At 68.1% G+C, this 17,311-nt stretch carries 12 protein-coding genes and 1 other RNA gene; 4 read left to right on the top strand and 9 right to left on the bottom strand.

Annotated features, from left to right (window positions below; translation table 11 throughout):
* Positions 1 to 142 precede the first annotated feature (142 nt).
* A complete protein-coding gene (locus DAT35_RS40100; RefSeq protein ID WP_158502099.1) occupies positions 143 to 5,839 on the top strand; it encodes an AAA family ATPase in 5,697 nt (1,898 codons plus the stop codon).
* On the opposite strand, the gene tyrS is transcribed toward DAT35_RS40100, so the two are convergent.
* The 4 genes from tyrS to ssrS all read right to left on the bottom strand — a co-directional run bounded on the left by tyrS (position 5,826) and on the right by ssrS (position 8,773).
* Positions 5,826 to 7,088 (bottom strand): tyrosine--tRNA ligase, encoded by a 1,263-nt coding sequence (gene tyrS, locus DAT35_RS40105; RefSeq protein WP_108074574.1) that lies wholly within the window; start codon positions 7,086 to 7,088, stop codon positions 5,826 to 5,828. The genes DAT35_RS40100 and tyrS overlap by 14 nt on opposite strands.
* Positions 7,089 to 7,138: 50 nt before the next feature.
* A complete protein-coding gene (locus DAT35_RS40110; RefSeq protein WP_199243134.1) occupies positions 7,139 to 7,930 on the bottom strand; it encodes a TIGR00282 family metallophosphoesterase in 792 nt (263 codons plus the stop codon).
* Positions 7,927 to 8,553, bottom strand: coding sequence for a 5-formyltetrahydrofolate cyclo-ligase (locus tag DAT35_RS40115; protein WP_108074576.1), 627 nt, complete (start codon positions 8,551 to 8,553; stop codon positions 7,927 to 7,929). The genes DAT35_RS40110 and DAT35_RS40115 overlap by 4 nt, the downstream gene beginning before the upstream one ends.
* Positions 8,554 to 8,581: 28 nt before the next feature.
* Positions 8,582 to 8,773: non-coding RNA, 6S RNA (ssrS, locus tag DAT35_RS40120), on the bottom strand.
* 160 nt (positions 8,774 to 8,933) lie between these two features.
* Between ssrS and DAT35_RS40125 the strand changes: the two genes are divergently transcribed.
* The 3 genes from DAT35_RS40125 to DAT35_RS60180 all read left to right on the top strand — a co-directional run bounded on the left by DAT35_RS40125 (position 8,934) and on the right by DAT35_RS60180 (position 11,117).
* Positions 8,934 to 9,869 (top strand): tetratricopeptide repeat protein, encoded by a 936-nt coding sequence (locus tag DAT35_RS40125; protein ID WP_146210086.1) that lies wholly within the window; start codon positions 8,934 to 8,936, stop codon positions 9,867 to 9,869.
* Between the two features lie 4 nt (positions 9,870 to 9,873).
* Positions 9,874 to 10,815: a serine/threonine-protein kinase gene (locus DAT35_RS40130; RefSeq protein WP_108074578.1), complete on the top strand. Its 942-nt coding sequence runs from the start codon at positions 9,874 to 9,876 to the stop codon at positions 10,813 to 10,815.
* Between the two features lie 134 nt (positions 10,816 to 10,949).
* The gene (locus tag DAT35_RS60180) at positions 10,950 to 11,117 is read left to right on the top strand and encodes a hypothetical protein (protein WP_199243135.1); all 168 of its coding nucleotides are present in this window, start codon (positions 10,950 to 10,952) and stop codon (positions 11,115 to 11,117) included.
* A gap of 60 nt (positions 11,118 to 11,177) precedes the next feature.
* On the opposite strand, the gene DAT35_RS40135 is transcribed toward DAT35_RS60180, so the two are convergent.
* The 5 genes from DAT35_RS40135 to DAT35_RS40160 form a co-directional block, all read right to left on the bottom strand.
* On the bottom strand, positions 11,178 to 12,326 hold the full coding sequence (locus DAT35_RS40135; protein WP_108074579.1) for a cysteine desulfurase family protein: 1,149 nt from the start codon (positions 12,324 to 12,326) through the stop codon (positions 11,178 to 11,180).
* A complete protein-coding gene (locus tag DAT35_RS40140) occupies positions 12,323 to 13,447 on the bottom strand; it encodes a bifunctional oligoribonuclease/PAP phosphatase NrnA (RefSeq protein WP_108074580.1) in 1,125 nt (374 codons plus the stop codon). Before DAT35_RS40140 ends, DAT35_RS40135 begins: the two co-directional genes overlap by 4 nt.
* A 517-nt stretch (positions 13,448 to 13,964) precedes the next feature.
* Entirely contained in the window at positions 13,965 to 14,801 is an 837-nt protein-coding gene (locus DAT35_RS40150; protein ID WP_108074581.1) for a Fic family protein, read from the bottom strand.
* A 132-nt stretch (positions 14,802 to 14,933) separates the two neighbouring features.
* Positions 14,934 to 16,271: an AAA family ATPase gene (locus DAT35_RS40155; protein WP_108074582.1), complete on the bottom strand. Its 1,338-nt coding sequence runs from the start codon at positions 16,269 to 16,271 to the stop codon at positions 14,934 to 14,936.
* Positions 16,272 to 16,339: 68 nt separating this feature from the next.
* Positions 16,340 to 17,287: a branched-chain amino acid transaminase gene (locus DAT35_RS40160; RefSeq protein WP_108074583.1), complete on the bottom strand. Its 948-nt coding sequence runs from the start codon at positions 17,285 to 17,287 to the stop codon at positions 16,340 to 16,342.
* Positions 17,288 to 17,311 lie beyond the last annotated feature (24 nt).

The raw sequence follows: 17,311 nt of genomic DNA on the forward strand, positions 1-17,311 counted from the left end.
ATACCCTCACCCCCGCTTCCTCCCAGGCAGAGCGGGCGGCCCTAGACTCATCCCGGGCGTCCGCCTGTTTATTGGGGGTGCCTCCATCTTTGAAAGGAACTCTGCCTTGATGGAGGACCATCGTGTTCGAGGGAGGGGCGGTGTGACTCCAGGGGACTCTTCCGAGATTCATCGCTGCCGGCGCTTCGTGCTCCGCAGGCTGGCAACCGAGACGGGCTCGGTGGTGCTCAAGTCCCTCTCCGGAAAGATTCCGGTGCCTCGCTGGGCGCGATTGATGCACAACGAGTATGCCGTGCTGAGCAAGCTCGACGTGCCTGGCGTGGAGCGGCCGATCGCTCTCGAGGGCCCGGAGGATGCGCCGACCCTCGTCCTCGAGGACGCCGGGTGCGAGGACCTCGAGCAACGCCTGTCCGAGGGGCCGCTCCCGGTCGAGAGCTTCTTCGACATCGCCCTCCAGCTCGCGGACGTGTGCGCGCGCATCCACGCGCAGGGGGTCGTCCACCGCGCGATCGCGCCGTCGCATGTGGTGCTCGGGACCAACGGGAAGGTGACCCTGGTGCACTTCATCGACGCGGCCGAGCTCGCGAGTGTCGCTCGGATCCTCGAGCCCGAGCAGGTGGCCGCGTTGGCGTGGGCGTCGCCGGAGCAGACGGGGCGGATGAACTGGCTCGTGGATTGGCGGGCGGACCTCTATTCGCTGGGCGCCACGTTCTACGCGATGCTCACGGGAGCGCCGCCCTTCCGCTCCACGGATCCGCTCGAGCTGGTGCATGCGCACCTGGCGAAGATGCCGGTGGCCGCGTCGGTCGCGAATCCGCGCGTCCCCCAGGTGCTCTCCGACATCGTGCAGAGGCTGCTCACCAAGATGCCGGAGCGGCGATACCAGAGCGCCGAGGCCCTCGCCGCCGATCTCCGGGAGGCGCGGAGGCAATGGCTCGCCACCGGGACCATCGAGCCCTTCGAGCTGGGGCGGTTGGATCTCGCCCGGGAGCTGCCGTTTCCGGAGCGGCTGTACGGACGCGACCGCGAGCTCGCCGTGCTGGGGGCGGCCCTTGACCGCGTCCGGGCGAACAGGACGGAGCTGGTGCTCGTGGCGGGCGAGGCGGGTTCCGGCAAGACGGCCCTGGTCGGAGCCGTGCGGGACGCGGCCGCGCAGGGGGAGGCCCGGTTCGTCTCGGGAAAGTTCGATCTGCGCGCGGCGAACATGCCGTACGCGTCGGTGGTGGAGGCGCTTCGTGCGCTCGCACGCGCCCTGCTCGCTGAGCCCATGGAGCGCCGGGCGGAGGAGTCCCTGCGGCTGAAGGAGGCGGTTCAGGCGAATGGCCGCGTGTTGATCGACCTGATCCCCGAGCTTCGGGACGTGTTCGGTGAGCTGTCCGAGATTCCCGCGCTCGGCCCGGTGGAGACGGAGAACCGCTTCCACGTCACGCTCCAGGCCTTCATCCGGGCGGTCGCCGCGGAGCGGCCGCTCGTGTTCTTCCTGGATGATCTGCAATGGACGGACGCGGCGTCGCTCCGGGTCCTGCGCGCGCTGGCCGCGGATCCCGAGAGCAGACACGTGCTGCTGCTCGGTGCGTTCCGGACGCGGGAGGTCGGTCCCAAGCACCCCCTGCTGCGGACCCTCGAGGAGATCCGGAGCATGGGCACGGCCGTCACGAGGCTGGAAGTCGGCCCACTGGAGACGGAGGCCCTCGTCGCGCTGCTCGCGGATGTGCTGCGCTGCGAGCCGGAGCGGGCGAGGCCTCTCGTGGAGCTCGTGCAGGACAAGACAGCGGGCAACCCCTTCTTCGTCCGGCAGCTCCTGCGCTCGCTTCAGCGCGGAGGGCTGCTCGTCTTCGATGAAACGCGGGGGACCTGGCTCTGGGAGTTGCACCAGATCGAGCAGGTGGAGATCTCCGAGAACGTGGTCGAGCTGATGACGGCGGCGATCCGGAGGCTGTCGGATGAGGCCCAGCGGCTCCTGCAGCTCGCGGCGTGCATTGGCAAGCGCGTGGAGCTCCAGCCGCTGGCGGCGGCCTGGGGCAGGACCGTGGACGAGATGGCGTCGCGGTTTGGCGAGGTGCTCCGGGAGGGGCTGCTGGTGCCCGAGGACGAGCGCGCGCAGCGGGCGGAGCCGGCCTTCCGGTTCATCCACGATCGCGTCCAGCAGGCCGCCTATGCGCTGTTGTCCGAGGAGCAGCGCAAGCAGCACCATCTGCGGATTGGCAGCCGTTTCCTGGAGCTCTTCCGCGACGAACGGCTGGACGAGAAGCTGTTCGATGTCGTGGATCAGCTCAACCTCGGCAGCGAGCTGCTCGCGGGGACGCGAGAGCGGGACGAGCTGGCGCGGCTGAACTACCGGGCCGGGGTGAGGGCGCGGCGCTCCGCGGCGTACGGGCCGGCGCTGGCGTACTTCCGCAGTGGCCTCGCGCTGCTACCAGGGGACTCGGGGCCCGCGTACGACGAGCTCTCGTTCCTGCTTCATCGGGACGCGGCGGAGTGCGCGTCGCTGACGGGCGAGCACGACCTGTGCCGCAAGCTGGTGGCGGAGGCCCTTCGCCATGTGGGGTCGATGACCGATGCCGCGGATCTTCATGCCCTGCGGATCTCGAGCGCCACGGTGACGGGCGAATACGAAGCGGCGCTCCAGTGGGGATGGGAGGCCATGCGCACCTTCTTCGGGACCGAGCGGCCGAGGGATGGGTTCGCCGAGCAGATCGCCGCGCAGCGGGAGGCCATCGACGTGCTCCTGGCGGGGCGCTCGCCCGGATCCTTCGTGGACCAGCCCCTCATGACCCGGCCAGAGGCGCGGGTCTACATGAAGCTCGTCTCCGCCATGGTGTTCCCCGCGTGGTTCGTGGACCGTCAGCTCCTCTTGCTGCTCACGGCGCAGGGGGTCCGCTTCACGCTGGAGCATGGCAACTGCAGCGACTCGATCATGCCGTACGCCGTCTATGCGCAGTTGTTGCTGGGCATGGGCGAGCTCCGGGCCGCCGAGGGCTTCAGCCGCCTCGCGGTGGACCTCGCGCGGAAGTTCGAGGACCGGCTGCAGGAGATTCGGGCCTTTCAGCTGTACAACAACTTCGTCCGCGCGTGGTTGGAGCCGCTGTCCGTCTGTGCGTCGGGAGCCCATCAGGTCTTCGAGATGGGGTTGCAGTACGGCGAGTTCCAGAATGCCGTCTACGGTTGCACGATGATCGTCATCTACTCATTCACCGCGGGGCTGGAGCTCGACCACATCCTGGCCGAGCTGGACGACGGCCTGGGCTTCTGCCGGCAGGTCCGGAGCGAGGGGGCGATCCTGAATCACCTCGCCTACCGGCAGGCGATCCGCTGCTTGAAGGGGCTCACGCGGGGCCGGAACCGCTTCGACGACGACGAGTTCGATGAGCCGGCATTCCTCGTGGCCACACGCAACGAGCCGACGACGGAGTGCATGTACAACATCCTGCGCCTCCAGACCTCGTATCTCTTCCGCGACTTCGCCGAGGCCCGTGTGCGGCTCGAGGCGGCGGCTCGGGGCCTGGACTTCCTGGGGGGCTACATTCCCTCGGCCGAGTACACGTTCTTCGCGGCGCTGGCCCTTCTGGCGCTCTGTGACGGGGCCACACCCGAGGAGCGTGGCGAGCGGCTCGCGCGTGTGGCCGCCCTCCGCGAGAAGCTGCGGCGGTGGGAGGAAGGCTGTGCGGAGAACTTCCGCCACAAGCGCCTGCTCGTGGACGCGGAGCTCGCCCGGGTGGAGGGTCGGGTGCTCGAGGCCACCGGGCTGTACGACCAGGCCATCGAAGGGGCGACGAAGGCCCGGTTTCCCCAGGACAGGGCGCTGGCCGACGAGCTCTGCGGGCGGCTCTACTCCGCGCTCGGCCGGACCCGTGTGGCCCACGTGTATCTGGGCGCGGCGCAGCGGGGCTGGGCCCGGTGGGGAGCCCTGGACAAGGCGCGTGCGCTGGATGACGAGTTCGGCCTCAGTGAAGGGGACGAAGGGCTCGGAGCCGTCGAGGAGCGCACCCCCGGGACGGCACTCGACGCACTCAGCCTGCTCAAGACGGCGGAGACCATCTCGAGTGAAATCGTGCTCGAGCGTCTGCTGGGAAAGCTGATGGAGGTGTGCATCCAGGCGGCGGGTGCCGAGCGGGGGGTGCTCGTCGTCGAGGAAGAGGACGGACCGTTCGTCCGGGCGGTCGGAGGCGCCACCCTTCCGGTCTCCACGGATCGGACGCCGCTGGGCATGTCGCGCGAGCTTCCGCGGGAGGTCATCCAGCACGTGCGCGAGACGCGGCGGGTCCTCGTGCTCGACGATGCCTCCCGGGACCAGGCCTTTGCTTCCGACCCGTATCTCGCCCGCGGCCATGTGCGGTCCGTCCTGGTGCTCCCCATCCAGCGTCAGGAGACGCTGCTCGGCACCTTCTTCTTCGAGAACGATCTGACCCCGCGTGCCTTCACGCGGGAGCGCGTCCGGGTGCTGGAGCTCTTGTCCTCGCAGATCGCCATCGCCCTGGAGAACAGCCTCCTGTTCGAGAAGCTCAAGGTGGAGGTGGAGGAGCGGACGCGAGCGGAGAGGGCCGTGCGCTTCCTGTCTGACGTGAGCGCGCTGCTCGCCGAGTCGCTGGATTACGCGACCACCCTGAGGCGTCTGGCGCGCTTCGTGGCCCCGGCATTCGCGGACTGGTGCGTCGTCGACGTGGTCGAGACGGGAGGGAAGCTCCGCCGCTTGGCCGGGGTGCACGCGGATCCCAGGAAGGAGCGGATCCTCCGCGAGCTCGAGGAGCGGTATCCGCCCGACTGGGGCTCGCCGCATCCCTCGGCCCGGGTCGTGGCCAACGGGAAGCCGCTCGTGCTGTCGGAGCTCACGGAGGCCGTGCTGCAACCCTTCTGTCGCGATGCGGAACACCTGCGGCTCATCCAGGGCCTCGGGTCCCAGAGCGTCATGACGGTGCCGCTCGTGGCGCGTGGCAGGAGGCTGGGGGCGATCTCCGTCGGCACCGCGGACCCGAGGCGCCCCTTCGGACCCGCGGACCAGGCGCTCGCCGAGGAGCTGGCCCGCCGGGCCGCCATCGCCATCGACAACGCCCATCTCTATCAGGAGGCCCAGGAGGGTATCCGCATCCGCGAGGAGTTCCTGGGGGTCGCGGCGCACGAGCTGAAGACGCCCATCACCTCCATGAACATCGGACTCCAGGCGGTGATCCGCAGACGCGAGCGCCCCTCCGAGGAACGGGTCATGAGGGTGCTCCAGGCGACGGACAAGCAGGTGCGCAGGCTCATGCGCCTGGTCGATGATGTGCTGGACGTGTCGCGGCTCCACGCCGGGCGGCTCGAGCTGTATCTCGAGCGGGTCGACCTCGTGGCGGTCGTGGCCGATGTCATGGAGCGTTTCGACGAGAGCATCGTCCAGTCCGGCTCCCAGGTGGACGTCCGCGCGGACGCGGCCGTGGTGGGGCTGTGGGACCGGAGCAGGTTGGATCAGGTGGTCGCGAACCTGCTCGGCAACGCCCTCAAGTTTGGAGAGGGCAAGCCCATTGAGCTCTCCATCGCGCGGAGGGGTGGTTCGGCCGAGCTCGCGGTGGTGGACCACGGGATTGGCATCTCGCCCGAGCGCCTCCCCCACATCTTCGAGCGCTTCGAGCGCGCGGTACCGACCCGGCACTACGGAGGATTCGGGCTGGGCCTCTACATCGTGCGGAGCATCACGGAGGCGCTCGGAGGCTCGGTGCACGTGGAGAGCACACCCGGCCAGGGCTCGACGTTCACGGTGGTGCTTCCCTGCGGCGAGGCCACACGCGCGTCGGCCTCGGGCGCGGAAGCCCCTCCCTCGCCTGGGGAAGGGGAGGGGCTTGCCGGGAGCGTCAGGCCAGCTTGATGCGCGCGGACTTGTGCTTGCCCACCTGCACCAGGTACTCGCCCGCCTCCAGCTCGTGCTTGGGGTCCGACACCTTCTCTCCGGCGACGCGCACGCCGCCCTGGCCCATCAGCTTGCGGGCCTCGGTCACCGACGTCACGAGCTTTGCCTCCGCCAGCGCCTTGGCCAGTGGCAGCTTGGGCGCCCCCGCCAGTGACACCTCCACCAGCGGCTGATCCTCGGCGACGATCTTCTTCTGCGAGTAGCGCTCCTCCCAGGCCTGCATCGCCTTGCGCGCCGACTCCTCGTCGTGGAAGCGCGCGGCGATCTCCTGCGCGAACCCCGACTTCGCCGCCTTCGGGTGGAGCTCCCCGCGCGCCACCTTGTCCTTCAGCTCGGCCAGTTCCTTGAGCGAGCGGGACGACAGCAGCTCGTAGTAGCGCCACATCAGGTCGTCCGTGATGCTCATCAGCTTGCCGTAGATCTGCTCCGGCGGATCACTGATGCCCACGTAGTTGTCCAGGCTCTTGGACATCTTGTCGCCGACGATCTTCCCGTCGACCATCTTCGCGTCCAGGCCCTCGAGGATGGGGCCGGTCATGATGACCTGCGGCTCCATGCCCTCTTCCTTCATGAGCTGTCGGCCCACCAGCAGGTTGAAGAGCTGATCCGTTGCGCCCAGCTCCACATCCGCCTTCAGCGCGACCGAGTCGTAGCCCTGCAGCAGCGGGTAGAGGAACTCGTGGATGGAGATGGAGCGGTTCTCCCGGAAGCGCGTCTTGAAGTCGTCGCGCTCCAGCATGCGCTGCACCGAGTAGCGCGCCGCCAGGCGGATCATCCCCTCCGTGCCTAGCTTGTCCAACCACTCGGAGTTGAAGCGCACCTGGGTCTTCGCCCCGTCCAGCACCTTGAAGACCTGGTCCTGGTACGTCTTCGCGTTGACCTTCACCTCCTCGCGGGTGAGGGCGGGGCGCGTGACGTTCTTTCCCGAGGGATCGCCGATGAGCGCGGTGAAGTCACCGATGAGGAACACCACCTGGTGGCCGAACTCCTGGAAGCGCCGCATGCGCGTGAGCAGCAGCGAGTGTCCCAGGTGCAGGTCCGGCCGGCTCGGGTCGAAGCCCGCCTTGATGACGAGCGGCTTGCCCGTCTCATACGAGCGCTCGAGCTTCTTCTTCAGCTCCTCGGGCACCTGGATGTCCACGGTGCCTCGGGTCACTTCCTCGAACTGCTCCTGGGGGGTTGCCTTGCGCAGCGGGTTTTCGGACATGGCGCGCGAAACCTAACCGAAAAACCCGGAAGGGACGCGCGGAATCCGGCTCAGGTGCCCGGCAGGTGCTCGCGGACGCGCTCGATGCCGCGCGCCTTGCCCGTCTTGTCATCCAGGTCGATGACCACGCCCTGGAGGTAGACGAGGTTCTTGGCCACCTCGTAGGGGGTGTGCCGCAAGGTGATGAAGCGCTCGATGGAGAGCTCTTTCCTCACCCCGATGACGGAGTCCAGCGGGCCGCACATGCCCACGTCGGTGATGAAGGCGGTGCCGCCGGGAAGAATCCGCTCGTCGGCTGTCTGCACGTGCGTGTGCGTACCCACCACGGCGGACACCTTGCCGTCCAGGTGCGCGCCCATGGCGTTCTTCTCGCTGGTGGCCTCGCAGTGCATGTCCACCAGGATGCAGGGCGTCTGCTTGCGCAGCTCCGCAATCAGGTCCAGCGCCACCGTGAAGGGGTTGTCCAGGGGCTTCATGAACACGCGCCCCTCGAGGTTGAGCACCCCGAGCTTGCGCCCGTCCGGTGTCTGGATGACCGTGTGCCCCCGGCCCGGCGCGCCCTTCGGATAGTTGGCCGGGCGCAACAGCAGGTGGGGGTGCTCCTCCACCCAGGGGAGGATCTGCTTCTTGGTCCAGAAATGGTTGCCGCTCGTGAGGAGGTTGACCTCACAGTCGAGCAACGCCTCGGCCGACTCGGGGGAGATGCCCGCGCCACCTTCGCTGTTCTCCGCGTTGGCGACGACCAGGTCCACCGAGTGGCGTGCAATGAGCTTGGGCAGCAGTGTGCGCACAGCCATGACGCCTGGCTTGCCCACCACATCGCCCATGAAGAGGACTTTCACGTGTCGAGGAAATCCCAATCGCGGTAGAGCCCGCGTAGTGTCTCCGCCTCAGTGACGACGAGGTCCATGTCCACGTCCTCACTGGTGGTCGGCATGGTGTCGACGATCTGATCGCTGAAGGCCAGCCCCACCCTGCGGCTGCGTGGCGAGGCCGCTTTCAGCGTGGCGTCATAGTACCCGCCACCCCGGCCCAGCCGCTTGCCGTCGCGTGTGAAGCCCAACCCGGGCACCACGAACAGATCGATCTGGTCCACCGGGATGAGCTCCGCGGAGTTGGTCGGCTCGCGTACTCCGAGTCTCCCTGGCTCCAGCTCGGCCTCGGACTTGATGGCCCGGAAGGACAGGATACGTCCATGGACGTGGGACAGCGGGTAGCAGACGATCTTCTCGTCCTGCAGCGCCGCGATCAGGATGTCCCGCGTGGGCACCTCACCCCGAATGGGGGCGTAGAGCGCCACCGTCCTCGCCTTTTGGTAATAGGGCGCTGCCAGGAATCGGGCCTGCACCTTCAGCCCGCGCTCGTCGATGATGTCCGGCGTCATCGCCTTGCGCCGCGCTGTCAGCTCCTCGCGCAGCGATACCTTCCGAGCCGCCCCCTCTTGTGCCACCGTCTCGCTCGCCACCTGCCCCGCTCCCGACAAGAGTAAGAAAAAGTCCCCCGCCGCATGGCCGTGTGCCTAGCGTCCATTGAACCCTAAAAAGCCAGGTGGGGTTCGAAATCGTGGTTCCGTAGGCTTCCCTCATCCCGCGAGGGGAGGGCTTGCACATGGAGCTCGAAACGGACCCCGTGATGGACGTATCGGTTCGAATTTCTGCTGGGCATCACGCGCCCCGCAGGGGACAGCCCTTCAACAACCCTTTCGCTGACTGCAAATCCTTGAAACTCCTGGGGAAACCCAGGAATGCCTGGAGGAATGATAAGAACGCAGGAGGGATGGGTCAAGCCATTGGCGCGCGTTTACAAGGCAACCGGCCCCCTCCTATGATGGGGGCGCTCCCACCCATGGCGTCCGTATCCAGAACAATCGGCCTCGCGGCCCTCGTCGCCGCAGCCCCCGGAGCCGCCAGGGCGGAGACCGTCCTCCAGGGAAGCTACCAGGCGGGCGTGCTGGGCCGGGTGGAGTTGAGCACCGAGAAGGAGCGGCTCGTGGCGTACGCCTCGGGAGGTGGCCCCTGCGGTTTCGAGTCCCGGCGCCCGGTGCTGGAGGGCGAGTTCCAGGGCAATGTGCTGGTGGGCCAGCTCACCGTGTGCCTGCTGGGGGCGTCCTGCCCGCCGGTGGAGACCCTGCCCATCCTCGCCCTCTACAGCCCGGAGGAGCGCACGCTGACGGCCTACGTGAAGCCACGGGCGGCGGGCTGCCAGGCGCCGGTGGTGGGGTCAGGCGGCGTGATGGTGCTGGCGCCGGAGGGGGCCTCCCCGGCGGAGCCGGTGCTCGGTGGGTCCTCGTCCGTGGCGCGCCTGCGCACGGAGAAGCGCAGCCCCGAGGCCGCCAAGGAGGCGCTGGAGCGCGGCAACCGGATGCTGGGGCTGAAGGACTGGAGCGGCTCGGCCGCCGAATTCGAGCGGAGCATCACCCACGACGACCGCAACTGGGTGGCCTTTTTCGGCCTGGGCACGGCGTGGTTGATGCGTGGCCAGGCCCCCGAGGCCATCGAGGCGCTGAATCGGGCGCGGGCGCTCAACCCGCGCGAGCCGAGCATCCACTACAACCTGGCCTGTGCCTATAGCCGGCTCGGCGACAGGACGCAGGCGCTGGGCAACCTGGGGCAGGCGGTGAGGCTGGGCTTCGCCATCGCCGAGGGTGCCCAGGACACCGAGCTGGAGAAGCTGCTGCTGTCGGATCCCGCGTCCTTCGGGAAGTACGTGCAGCTGGCCCAACAGGCATTCAACAACTACTCCAAGCCCTCTGCCGGAAGGCGGCAACAGATGGGACCGTGAGCGCGTGAGCACCTCTCCCACGCCGCGGATTCCCCGGATCCTCGGCAACTACGAAATCCTGTCACAGCTCGGCAAGGGGGGAATGGCCGAGGTCTTCCGCGCTCGCATCCGCTCCGGCCCGCGCCAGGGGTGGATTGTGGCCCTCAAGCGGCTGCTGCCCGCGCTCACCAAGGATCCGGCCTCCGTCGCCCTGTTCGCCGCCGAGGCCCGCCTCACCAAGCAGTTGGATCATCCCAACATCGTCCAGGTGCTCGACGTGGGGCTGGTCGACGGCCAGTACTTCATCGTCATGGACCTGGTGGACGGCAGGGACCTGGGTCACATCCTGCGCCGCTGCAAGCTGCGCGGCATCTACCTGCCGCTGGACTTCTCCATCTATCTGGGCCGGGTGCTGCTCGAGGCCTTGAGCTACGCGCACTCCATCGCCGGCCCCCAGGGCGAGTCGCTGGGCATCGTCCACTGCGACATCTCGCCTTCCAACCTGTTCATCTCGCGGCTGGGGGACATCAAGCTGGGTGACTTCGGCGTGGCCCGCCTGCGCGTGGATGGGGTGCTCCAGGGCGGCGAGGTGCTCGGCAAGCCCTACTACCTCTCGCCGGAGGCCCTGCAGGGCGCCATCTCCCCGCAGGTGGACCTGTGGGCCGCCACCGTCGTGCTCTACGAGCTGCTGACGCTGCAGCGCCCCTTCACCGGCTCCACCCCGGAAGAGGTCTTCACGAAGATCGTCTACCGGGACTACCTGCCGCCGAGCCTCATCCGCCCGGAGATCCCCGAGACCCTGGATGAGGTCATCCATCGCGGTTTCGCGGTCAATCCCGAGGACCGGTTCCCCACCGCCGAGGCCTTCGCCGAGGCCCTGGCGCCCCACTACGACGAGCGCGTGGGCACGCCGCTGGCCATCGCCGCCGTCGTGCGCGGGCTGTTCGGCATCTCCGACGCGAAGTAGTCCCGCCCTCCTGCTCCTGGGTGAGGGGGCGGGGCTGCGCTCTTCCGTCCGCTCCTCCCGGGATGCCGGGGGTTCACTTCATGCCGACCCTCTTCTGCAGGAGGTGTGCGCTCGCGCATACGGGAGGATTCGCCATGACGACCGAGAAGGAGAAGAAACCGCAGGAGACCCGCGAGGCCAACACGGAGCGCAAGTTCGAGCGCAAGCCGCCGAGTCCCAACGAGGCCCGTGAGGGCATCCCGGGCTATGGCCAGCCTCCCGAGGACGTTCGCGAGAAGCAGCTCCCCGACCAGAAATGGTGAGCCCGGGGCACGGCTCGCGCTGGAGGGCTGCGGGGCAGGGGAGGGGGTTGTGGCTCGCCGTTACTCCAGGCTCAGCGCACGGGCGCTCGGGACGTGCTTGCTCAGCGCTTCCACGACCCGCGCCACGTCCTCTTCCGTCGTCGTGGGTCCCAGGGAGAAGCGCAGCGAGGCGCTCGCCTGCGCCGGGGTGAGGCCCATCGCCAGCAGCACATGCGAGGGGGTTAGAGTTCCCGAGGCGCACGCCGCTCCCGAGGACACGCAGATGCCCTCCAGGTCCAGGGCGATCAGCAGCGCTTCACCGTCCGTGCCGTGGAAGCACAGGTTGCTCGTGTTCGGCACCCGCGGCGCACCTTCTCCATTCACCGTCACGTCCGCGATTCGCGAGCGCACTTCCCGCTCGAAGGTGTCCCTCAGCGCCTGCACCCGCGCCGCGTGCGTTGGCTGCTCCTCGTGGGCCAGCTCCAGGGCCAGGGCCAGGGCCTCCGCGTAGGGCACGTTCTGGGTCCCGCCTCGCACGCCGGCCTCCTGGTGCCCGGGTGTCAGCGCCTGCACCTCTACGCCCCTGCGCACCACCAGCACGCCCACACCCGCGGGCCCTCCGAACTTGTGCGCCGCCAGCGACAGCAGGTCCGCGTCCACCTCTCGCAGGTGCGTTGGCAGCTTTCCCGCCGCCTGCACCGCGTCCGTGTGGAACAGGATGCCTCGCTGCCGGCACGCCCTCGCCAGATCCGCCACCGGCTGCACCACGCCCGTCTCGTTGTTCGCCCACATCAACGAGCAGAGCACCGTCTCCGGCGTCAGCGCCTCCAGCATCGTCTCCAGCGCCACCCGGCCGTTCCTCTCCGGGCGCACCCGCACCACCTCCGCGCCCTGCGCCTCCAGTTGCTTCAGTGCCGCCAGGATCGCCGGATGCTCGATGGCCGATGCCACCACGCGCCGCCGCCGTGTCTCCTTGCGCGCGAGCCAGGCGCCCTTCAGCGCCAGTGCATCCGACTCCGAGCCCGAGCCGGTGAAGCACACCTCCTTCGGCTCGCAGCCCAGCACGCGCGCCACCCGGGCCCGTGCCGCGTCCAGCCGGCCTCGGGCCTCGCGCCCGCTCCGGTGCACGCTCGAGGCATTGCCCCAGCCGCCTTCGGAGAAGGCCCGAGCCAGCTGCGCCGCCACCTCCGGCCGCACCGGCGAGGCCGCGTTGTGGTCCCAGTAGATCACGGCGATGGCGCGGACAGCAGTCCCGTGGGCCGCTCGTCCGCCACTCCGAAGGCCTCGAGAAAGCGGCGCACCAGCTCGCGCTTGAGCGCCTTGCGCTGGGTGGCTCGCCCCGACAGCGGAATCCGCGCGCCCGCCATGCTGCCGTGGCCTCCCGACGAACCGCCGTAGTCCTCGCAGATCTCCCGGATCAGCCGGCCCGCGTTCATCCTCCGGTCCTTCACCCTCAGCGACATGAAGAGCTGGTTGCGGTACGTCGCGTACGCCAGCGACCACTTCATCCCCTCGAGGAACATCAGCCGCTCGGCCACCTCGGCCACCATGTCCGGCGAGTAGACCTCCTCCAGGTCCGTGACGATCGCCGTGTCCCCGTACACCTTCGCCCGCTCGAAGGCCGTGTGGTACAGCTGGAAGTAGCGCGCGGGCAGCTCCGGGTGCTCGATCTGCCCCAGCAGCTGCTTGTCCATCCGCGGGAACAGCCACAGGTACGTGTCGATGTCCGTCTGCGTCGTCTCGCGTCCCAGGTCCCGCGTGTCCGCCTTCAGGCCGTAGAAGAGCGCGGTGGCCACCTCCGTCGAGGGCTCCAACCGCGCGGCGCGCAGGTACTCCGCCAGCATCGTCGACGTGGAGCCGTAGTCACCTCCCACGTCCGCGAAGGGTGACTCGAGGCTCTCGTTGCGCAGCGGGTGGTGGTCGATGACGATGTCCACCTCTCCGCGCAGGCGGGGCGGCAGTGCGTGGTTGCCCGTGGGCGGCTGGGTGTCCACCAGCCCCAGCAAGCCATACTCGTCCAGGTCGAGCTGCGCGATAGGCACCACGGGCAGGCGGAGCACCTTCACGAAGGCGATGTTCTCCGCGCGGCCGATGATGCCTCCGTAGCCGACCCGCGCAACCTCCACGCCGGCCCGCTCCTCGAGCAGGTGGGCCAGCGCCACCGCCGACGCGATGGAGTCCGGATCCGGATTGTCGTGGGTGAGCACGAGGGCCTTCTTGTGGCCCTTGGCCACCCGGAGCAGCCGCTCCAGCTTGGCGCGCGCCGGCAGGTTCGCGATGCGTGGCGGGGGCTCGGTGCCCTCTCCGCCTCCGAGCGTCCTGCGGCTGTTGGCTGTCGGTGTAGCAGGCATGGGTGCTGTGTTTACTTCCTCCGGCTCAGCGATTCGAGATGCCGGATCGCTTCTGGGTAACGCTCCGCAAGGGGCGTCTCCAGGATTCCTATGGTGTTGACGAAGCGAGGATCCTTCATGAGGCAGCGGAAGGGCGTGAGCCCGATCGCTCCCTTGCCCACCTCCTGGTGCCGTGCACCTGCTCTACCACCCGGTCACACTCGGCCATCACCTCATGGTAACCGGCCTCGGGCGATAAATCGTATCCGGCAGCGAACAGATGGCAGGTATCCAGACAGATGCCCAGCCGCTCCGGGTCTCCGTCTGGGAGCTCAGCCAGGGCCCGGGCAATCAGCTCCAGGCTACGCCGCTCGTCCGGGTATCCGCTGGGATGTGAGGAGGAAGGAGGGGCGGGGCCTTCCAGCCCCGCGCGCTCTTCGTGAGGACCTGTGCAGGCTGCGCGCGCCATGCTCCCCGGATCACCCGAGGGCCCGGCTCACGCCTCCCGCGAGGACTCGTGAGCCCCGGCGCACATGGCCTAGTTGATGGCCTTGTAGCGCCGGCCCATGTCCTTGAAGTACTTCACGCCGTTGTCCAGCGAGTTCTCGATGGCGTCCATCAGCAGCGTGCGGAACACGCCCTCGGCGCCGCGCAGGGACTCGTAGTAGCGCTGCCGATCGATGGAGTGGATGATCGCCGGCATGTAGCCGTTGCGCAGCAACACGAGGTTGGTGAGCATCCGGCCGACCTTCCCGCTGTTCTCCGTGAAGGGGAAGATCTGCATGAACTTGTGCTGGGCCACCGCCGCCTGCTTGATGGGGTGGAACTCGCGGAACTCGGCGCTGCCGGTGTAGTCCACCAGCTTCTCCAGCAAGGGCTGGATCTTCGCCGGCTGGGCGATCTCGTGGAAGTACGTGCGGTGCAGGGGCATGTCCTTGCGGTAGCCGCTGCGTTCACGCTCCTTGGCCAGCTCCTTCTCCGTGCGCTCGCGCCGCTCGATGTTGGCCCGCGTCGCCTGTGCCTCCGGCGTGTTGCCGCACAGCAGATCGTGAATCCGCTTGATGGTGGTCAGCGTGATCTGCGTCTGCTTCTTGCCGGTGGCTGACGCCTCCTCGCGCAGGTAGTCGCACGCCGCCTTGTGGTTGCGGATCTCCAGCACCACGGGGATCATCGCCGGGTCCATGCTGGCCCGTTCGGGGAACAGTGCCGCCACCAGCTCCTGCTGGGTGTACACCGTCCCCTCGAGCGCCGCGTCGTGGTAGATCCACGACATCTCGAACCGCTCGAGGAACTCGCGGGCCTTCTCCTTGTAGATGCCAAGGTAGTCGCGCAGCGCTTCGTTCTTCTCGTCAATCTCTTGGTAGCGTTCCTTCACGGACGTGACGCTCCTTCACACCGGCTCCGGCATGCACCGGTGGATCGGACCGAAAGAGCCCGACCAGCGGGGACAACAGGGACTGGATTGTAGAAATTCCAGGGGTTTAGGACAATTAAAACGCTACTTGTGTCATAGGCTGACCAGGAAGACCTCGCACGCCTGGTCGAGCAGATCCTTGGAGAGCGCCGGGGGAATCTGCCGGTAGCGCGCCGCGTCCTTGATGAGCTGCACCAGGTCACGCGGGTGGCAGGCACGCATCTGCATGCTCCGCGGCTTGTAGTAGTGCTCGATGAGGTAGGTGACGGCCTGGTCCACGTAGGGGATGCCCGCCGCCTCGCACACGCGGGAGAAGATCTCCCGGTAGGTCTCCTCGTCGGGGTTGTTCACCTCGATCTTGTACTTGATGCGCCGCAGGAAGGCCTCGTCCACCAGCTCCTTGGGGTCCAGGTTGGTGGAGAAGACGAGCAGCTGATCGAAGGGAATCTCGAACTTCTTGCCCGTGTGCAGGGTGAGGAAGTCGACGCGCTTCTCCAGGGGGACGATCCACCGGTTGAGCAGATCCGTCGGGTGGACCTTCTGGCGGCCGAAGTCGTCGATGAGGAGCATCCCGCCGTTGGCCTTCACCTGGAACGGGGCCTCGTAGAAGCGCGCGGTGGGCGAGTAGATGAGATCCAACGTCTCGAGCGTCAGCTCGCCACCCACCACCACGGCCGGGCGCCGGCACAGCTGCCAGCGGTTGTCCATCTCGAGGGTGGCCCGCCGGCCCGCGGCGTCGCGCTCGGACTCGAGCTTGACCGGGATGTGGTTGAGCGCGTCGAAGACCTTGATGATCTGGTTGTCGATCTCCAGACAGTGGGGGATGAAGACCTCGCCGCCGAACATGCGGCTGATGGCCTCGGCGAGGCTCGTCTTGCCGTTGCCGGGAGGCCCGTAGAGGAAGAGCGAGCGGCCCGAGTTCACCGCCGGCCCCAGCTTGTCCATCAGGTCCGCGTTGACGGTGAGGTGCGCCAGGCCCATCACCAGGTCCTCGCGGCTGATGACGGGGCTCTCCTCGGTCTGCGCGGTGATGAGGGCGTTGTACTGCTCGATGGGCACGGGGGCGGGGCCCACATAGGTGCTGCGCTCGATGGCGCCGCGCGTGTACTCGCGGCCCTTCTCCGTGAGGATGAAGTCCACCGAGGCGCGTCCGAAGCCCTTGCCGCCCCGCAGGTCCACGAGCTTTTCGGCGGCGAGGAAGTCCACCACCTGCTCCATGACGCCGGGCCAGGGCAGCCGCAGCTCCTGGGCGATGTCCATGCCCGTGCCCGTGCCCTGGTAGTACAGGTAGCGCAGGGCGATGTCCGACAGCAGGCCAATCTTGAGCCCCGTCTCCTCCAGCGACTTCGGCTCCGGCGGAGCGATGTCCAGGATGGCGGGGTTCTCGAGATTGAAGGGATTGGGCGGGACGGCGTCGTACTCGGGGCGCATCGGACTCTACTTCTAGCCGATCCGCCCCCACTTCGGGTACGTCCTCCGAGCCCCTGGCCGCCCGGGGGTCAGACGTAGGTGAGCCACTCGGCGTAACGCGGCTCCTGGCCCCGGACGGTGCGGAAGTATGTCTCTTGCACGTACTGGGTGATGAGGCCGGGCTTGCCGGAGCCCACGGTGCGGTTGTCCACCTCGCGCACGGGGGTGATCTCCGCGGCGGTGCCGGTGAAGAAGACCTCGTTGGCGATGTAGAGGGCGTCGCGGGTGACGGTGACCTCATCCACCGTGCGGCCGGAGTCGCGCAGGAGCCGGAGCACCGTGTCGCGGGTGATGCCGTCGAGGATGGGCGAGGACAGGGGCGGGGTCTTGATGACGCCCTTCTTGTTGACGAGGAAGATGTTCTCGCCGGAGGCCTCGGCGACGAAGCCGCTGATGTCCAGGAGGATGGCCTCGTCGTAGCCGGCGAGCACCGCCTCGCGCTTGGCGAGGATGGAGTTGACGTACTGGCCGGAGATCTTCCCGCGCACCATGTTCACGTTGACGTGCATGCGGGTGAAGGAGCTCACCTTGGCGCGGATGCCCTCGCGGATGCCCTTGTCCCCGAGGTAGGCGCCCCAGTCCCAGGCGGTGATGGCCACGCGCGTGGGGTTGATGGCGCCCAGGCCCATGGCGCCGTCTCCCATGAAGGCGATGGGGCGCAGGTAGGCCCCGTTGGCGAACTGCTCCCGCTGCGCCCGGAGCAGCTCCAGGCACGCGTCGATGAGCTGCTCGGGCGTGAAGGGGAGCTTCATCATGCAGATGTGGGCCGAATCGAACAGTCGTTCGATGTGCTCACGCAGGCGGAAAACCGCCAGCCGGCCGTCATGGGTGCGGTAGGCGCGGATGCCCTCGAAGACCCCCAGCCCGTAGTGCAGGGCGTGGGTCATGACGGGCACGTGGCCGTCCTCCCATTTCACCAACCTGCCATCGAGCCAGATCTGGTCGGAACGCACGACGTTGGAGGAGGTCGAGCTCATGGATGGGGCCTCTCTGTCAGGAAG

This window comes from Vitiosangium sp. GDMCC 1.1324 (genome assembly GCF_003044305.1).
Taxonomy (GTDB): Bacteria; Myxococcota; Myxococcia; order Myxococcales; family Myxococcaceae; genus Archangium.

Excerpts from the sequence above, each read along its gene's own strand:
- DAT35_RS60180 (WP_199243135.1), top strand. The coding sequence starts at position 10,950 with ATGACGACCGAGAAGGAGAAGAAACCGCAGGAGACCCGCGAGGCCAAC.
- DAT35_RS40125 (WP_146210086.1), top strand. The coding sequence starts at position 8,934 with ATGGCGTCCGTATCCAGAACAATCGGCCTCGCGGCCCTCGTCGCCGCA.
- DAT35_RS40160 (WP_108074583.1), bottom strand. The coding sequence starts at position 17,287 with ATGAGCTCGACCTCCTCCAACGTCGTGCGTTCCGACCAGATCTGGCTC.
- DAT35_RS40155 (WP_108074582.1), bottom strand. The coding sequence starts at position 16,271 with ATGCGCCCCGAGTACGACGCCGTCCCGCCCAATCCCTTCAATCTCGAG.
- DAT35_RS40140 (WP_108074580.1), bottom strand. The coding sequence starts at position 13,447 with ATGCCTGCTACACCGACAGCCAACAGCCGCAGGACGCTCGGAGGCGGA.
- tyrS (WP_108074574.1), bottom strand. The coding sequence starts at position 7,088 with ATGTCCGAAAACCCGCTGCGCAAGGCAACCCCCCAGGAGCAGTTCGAG.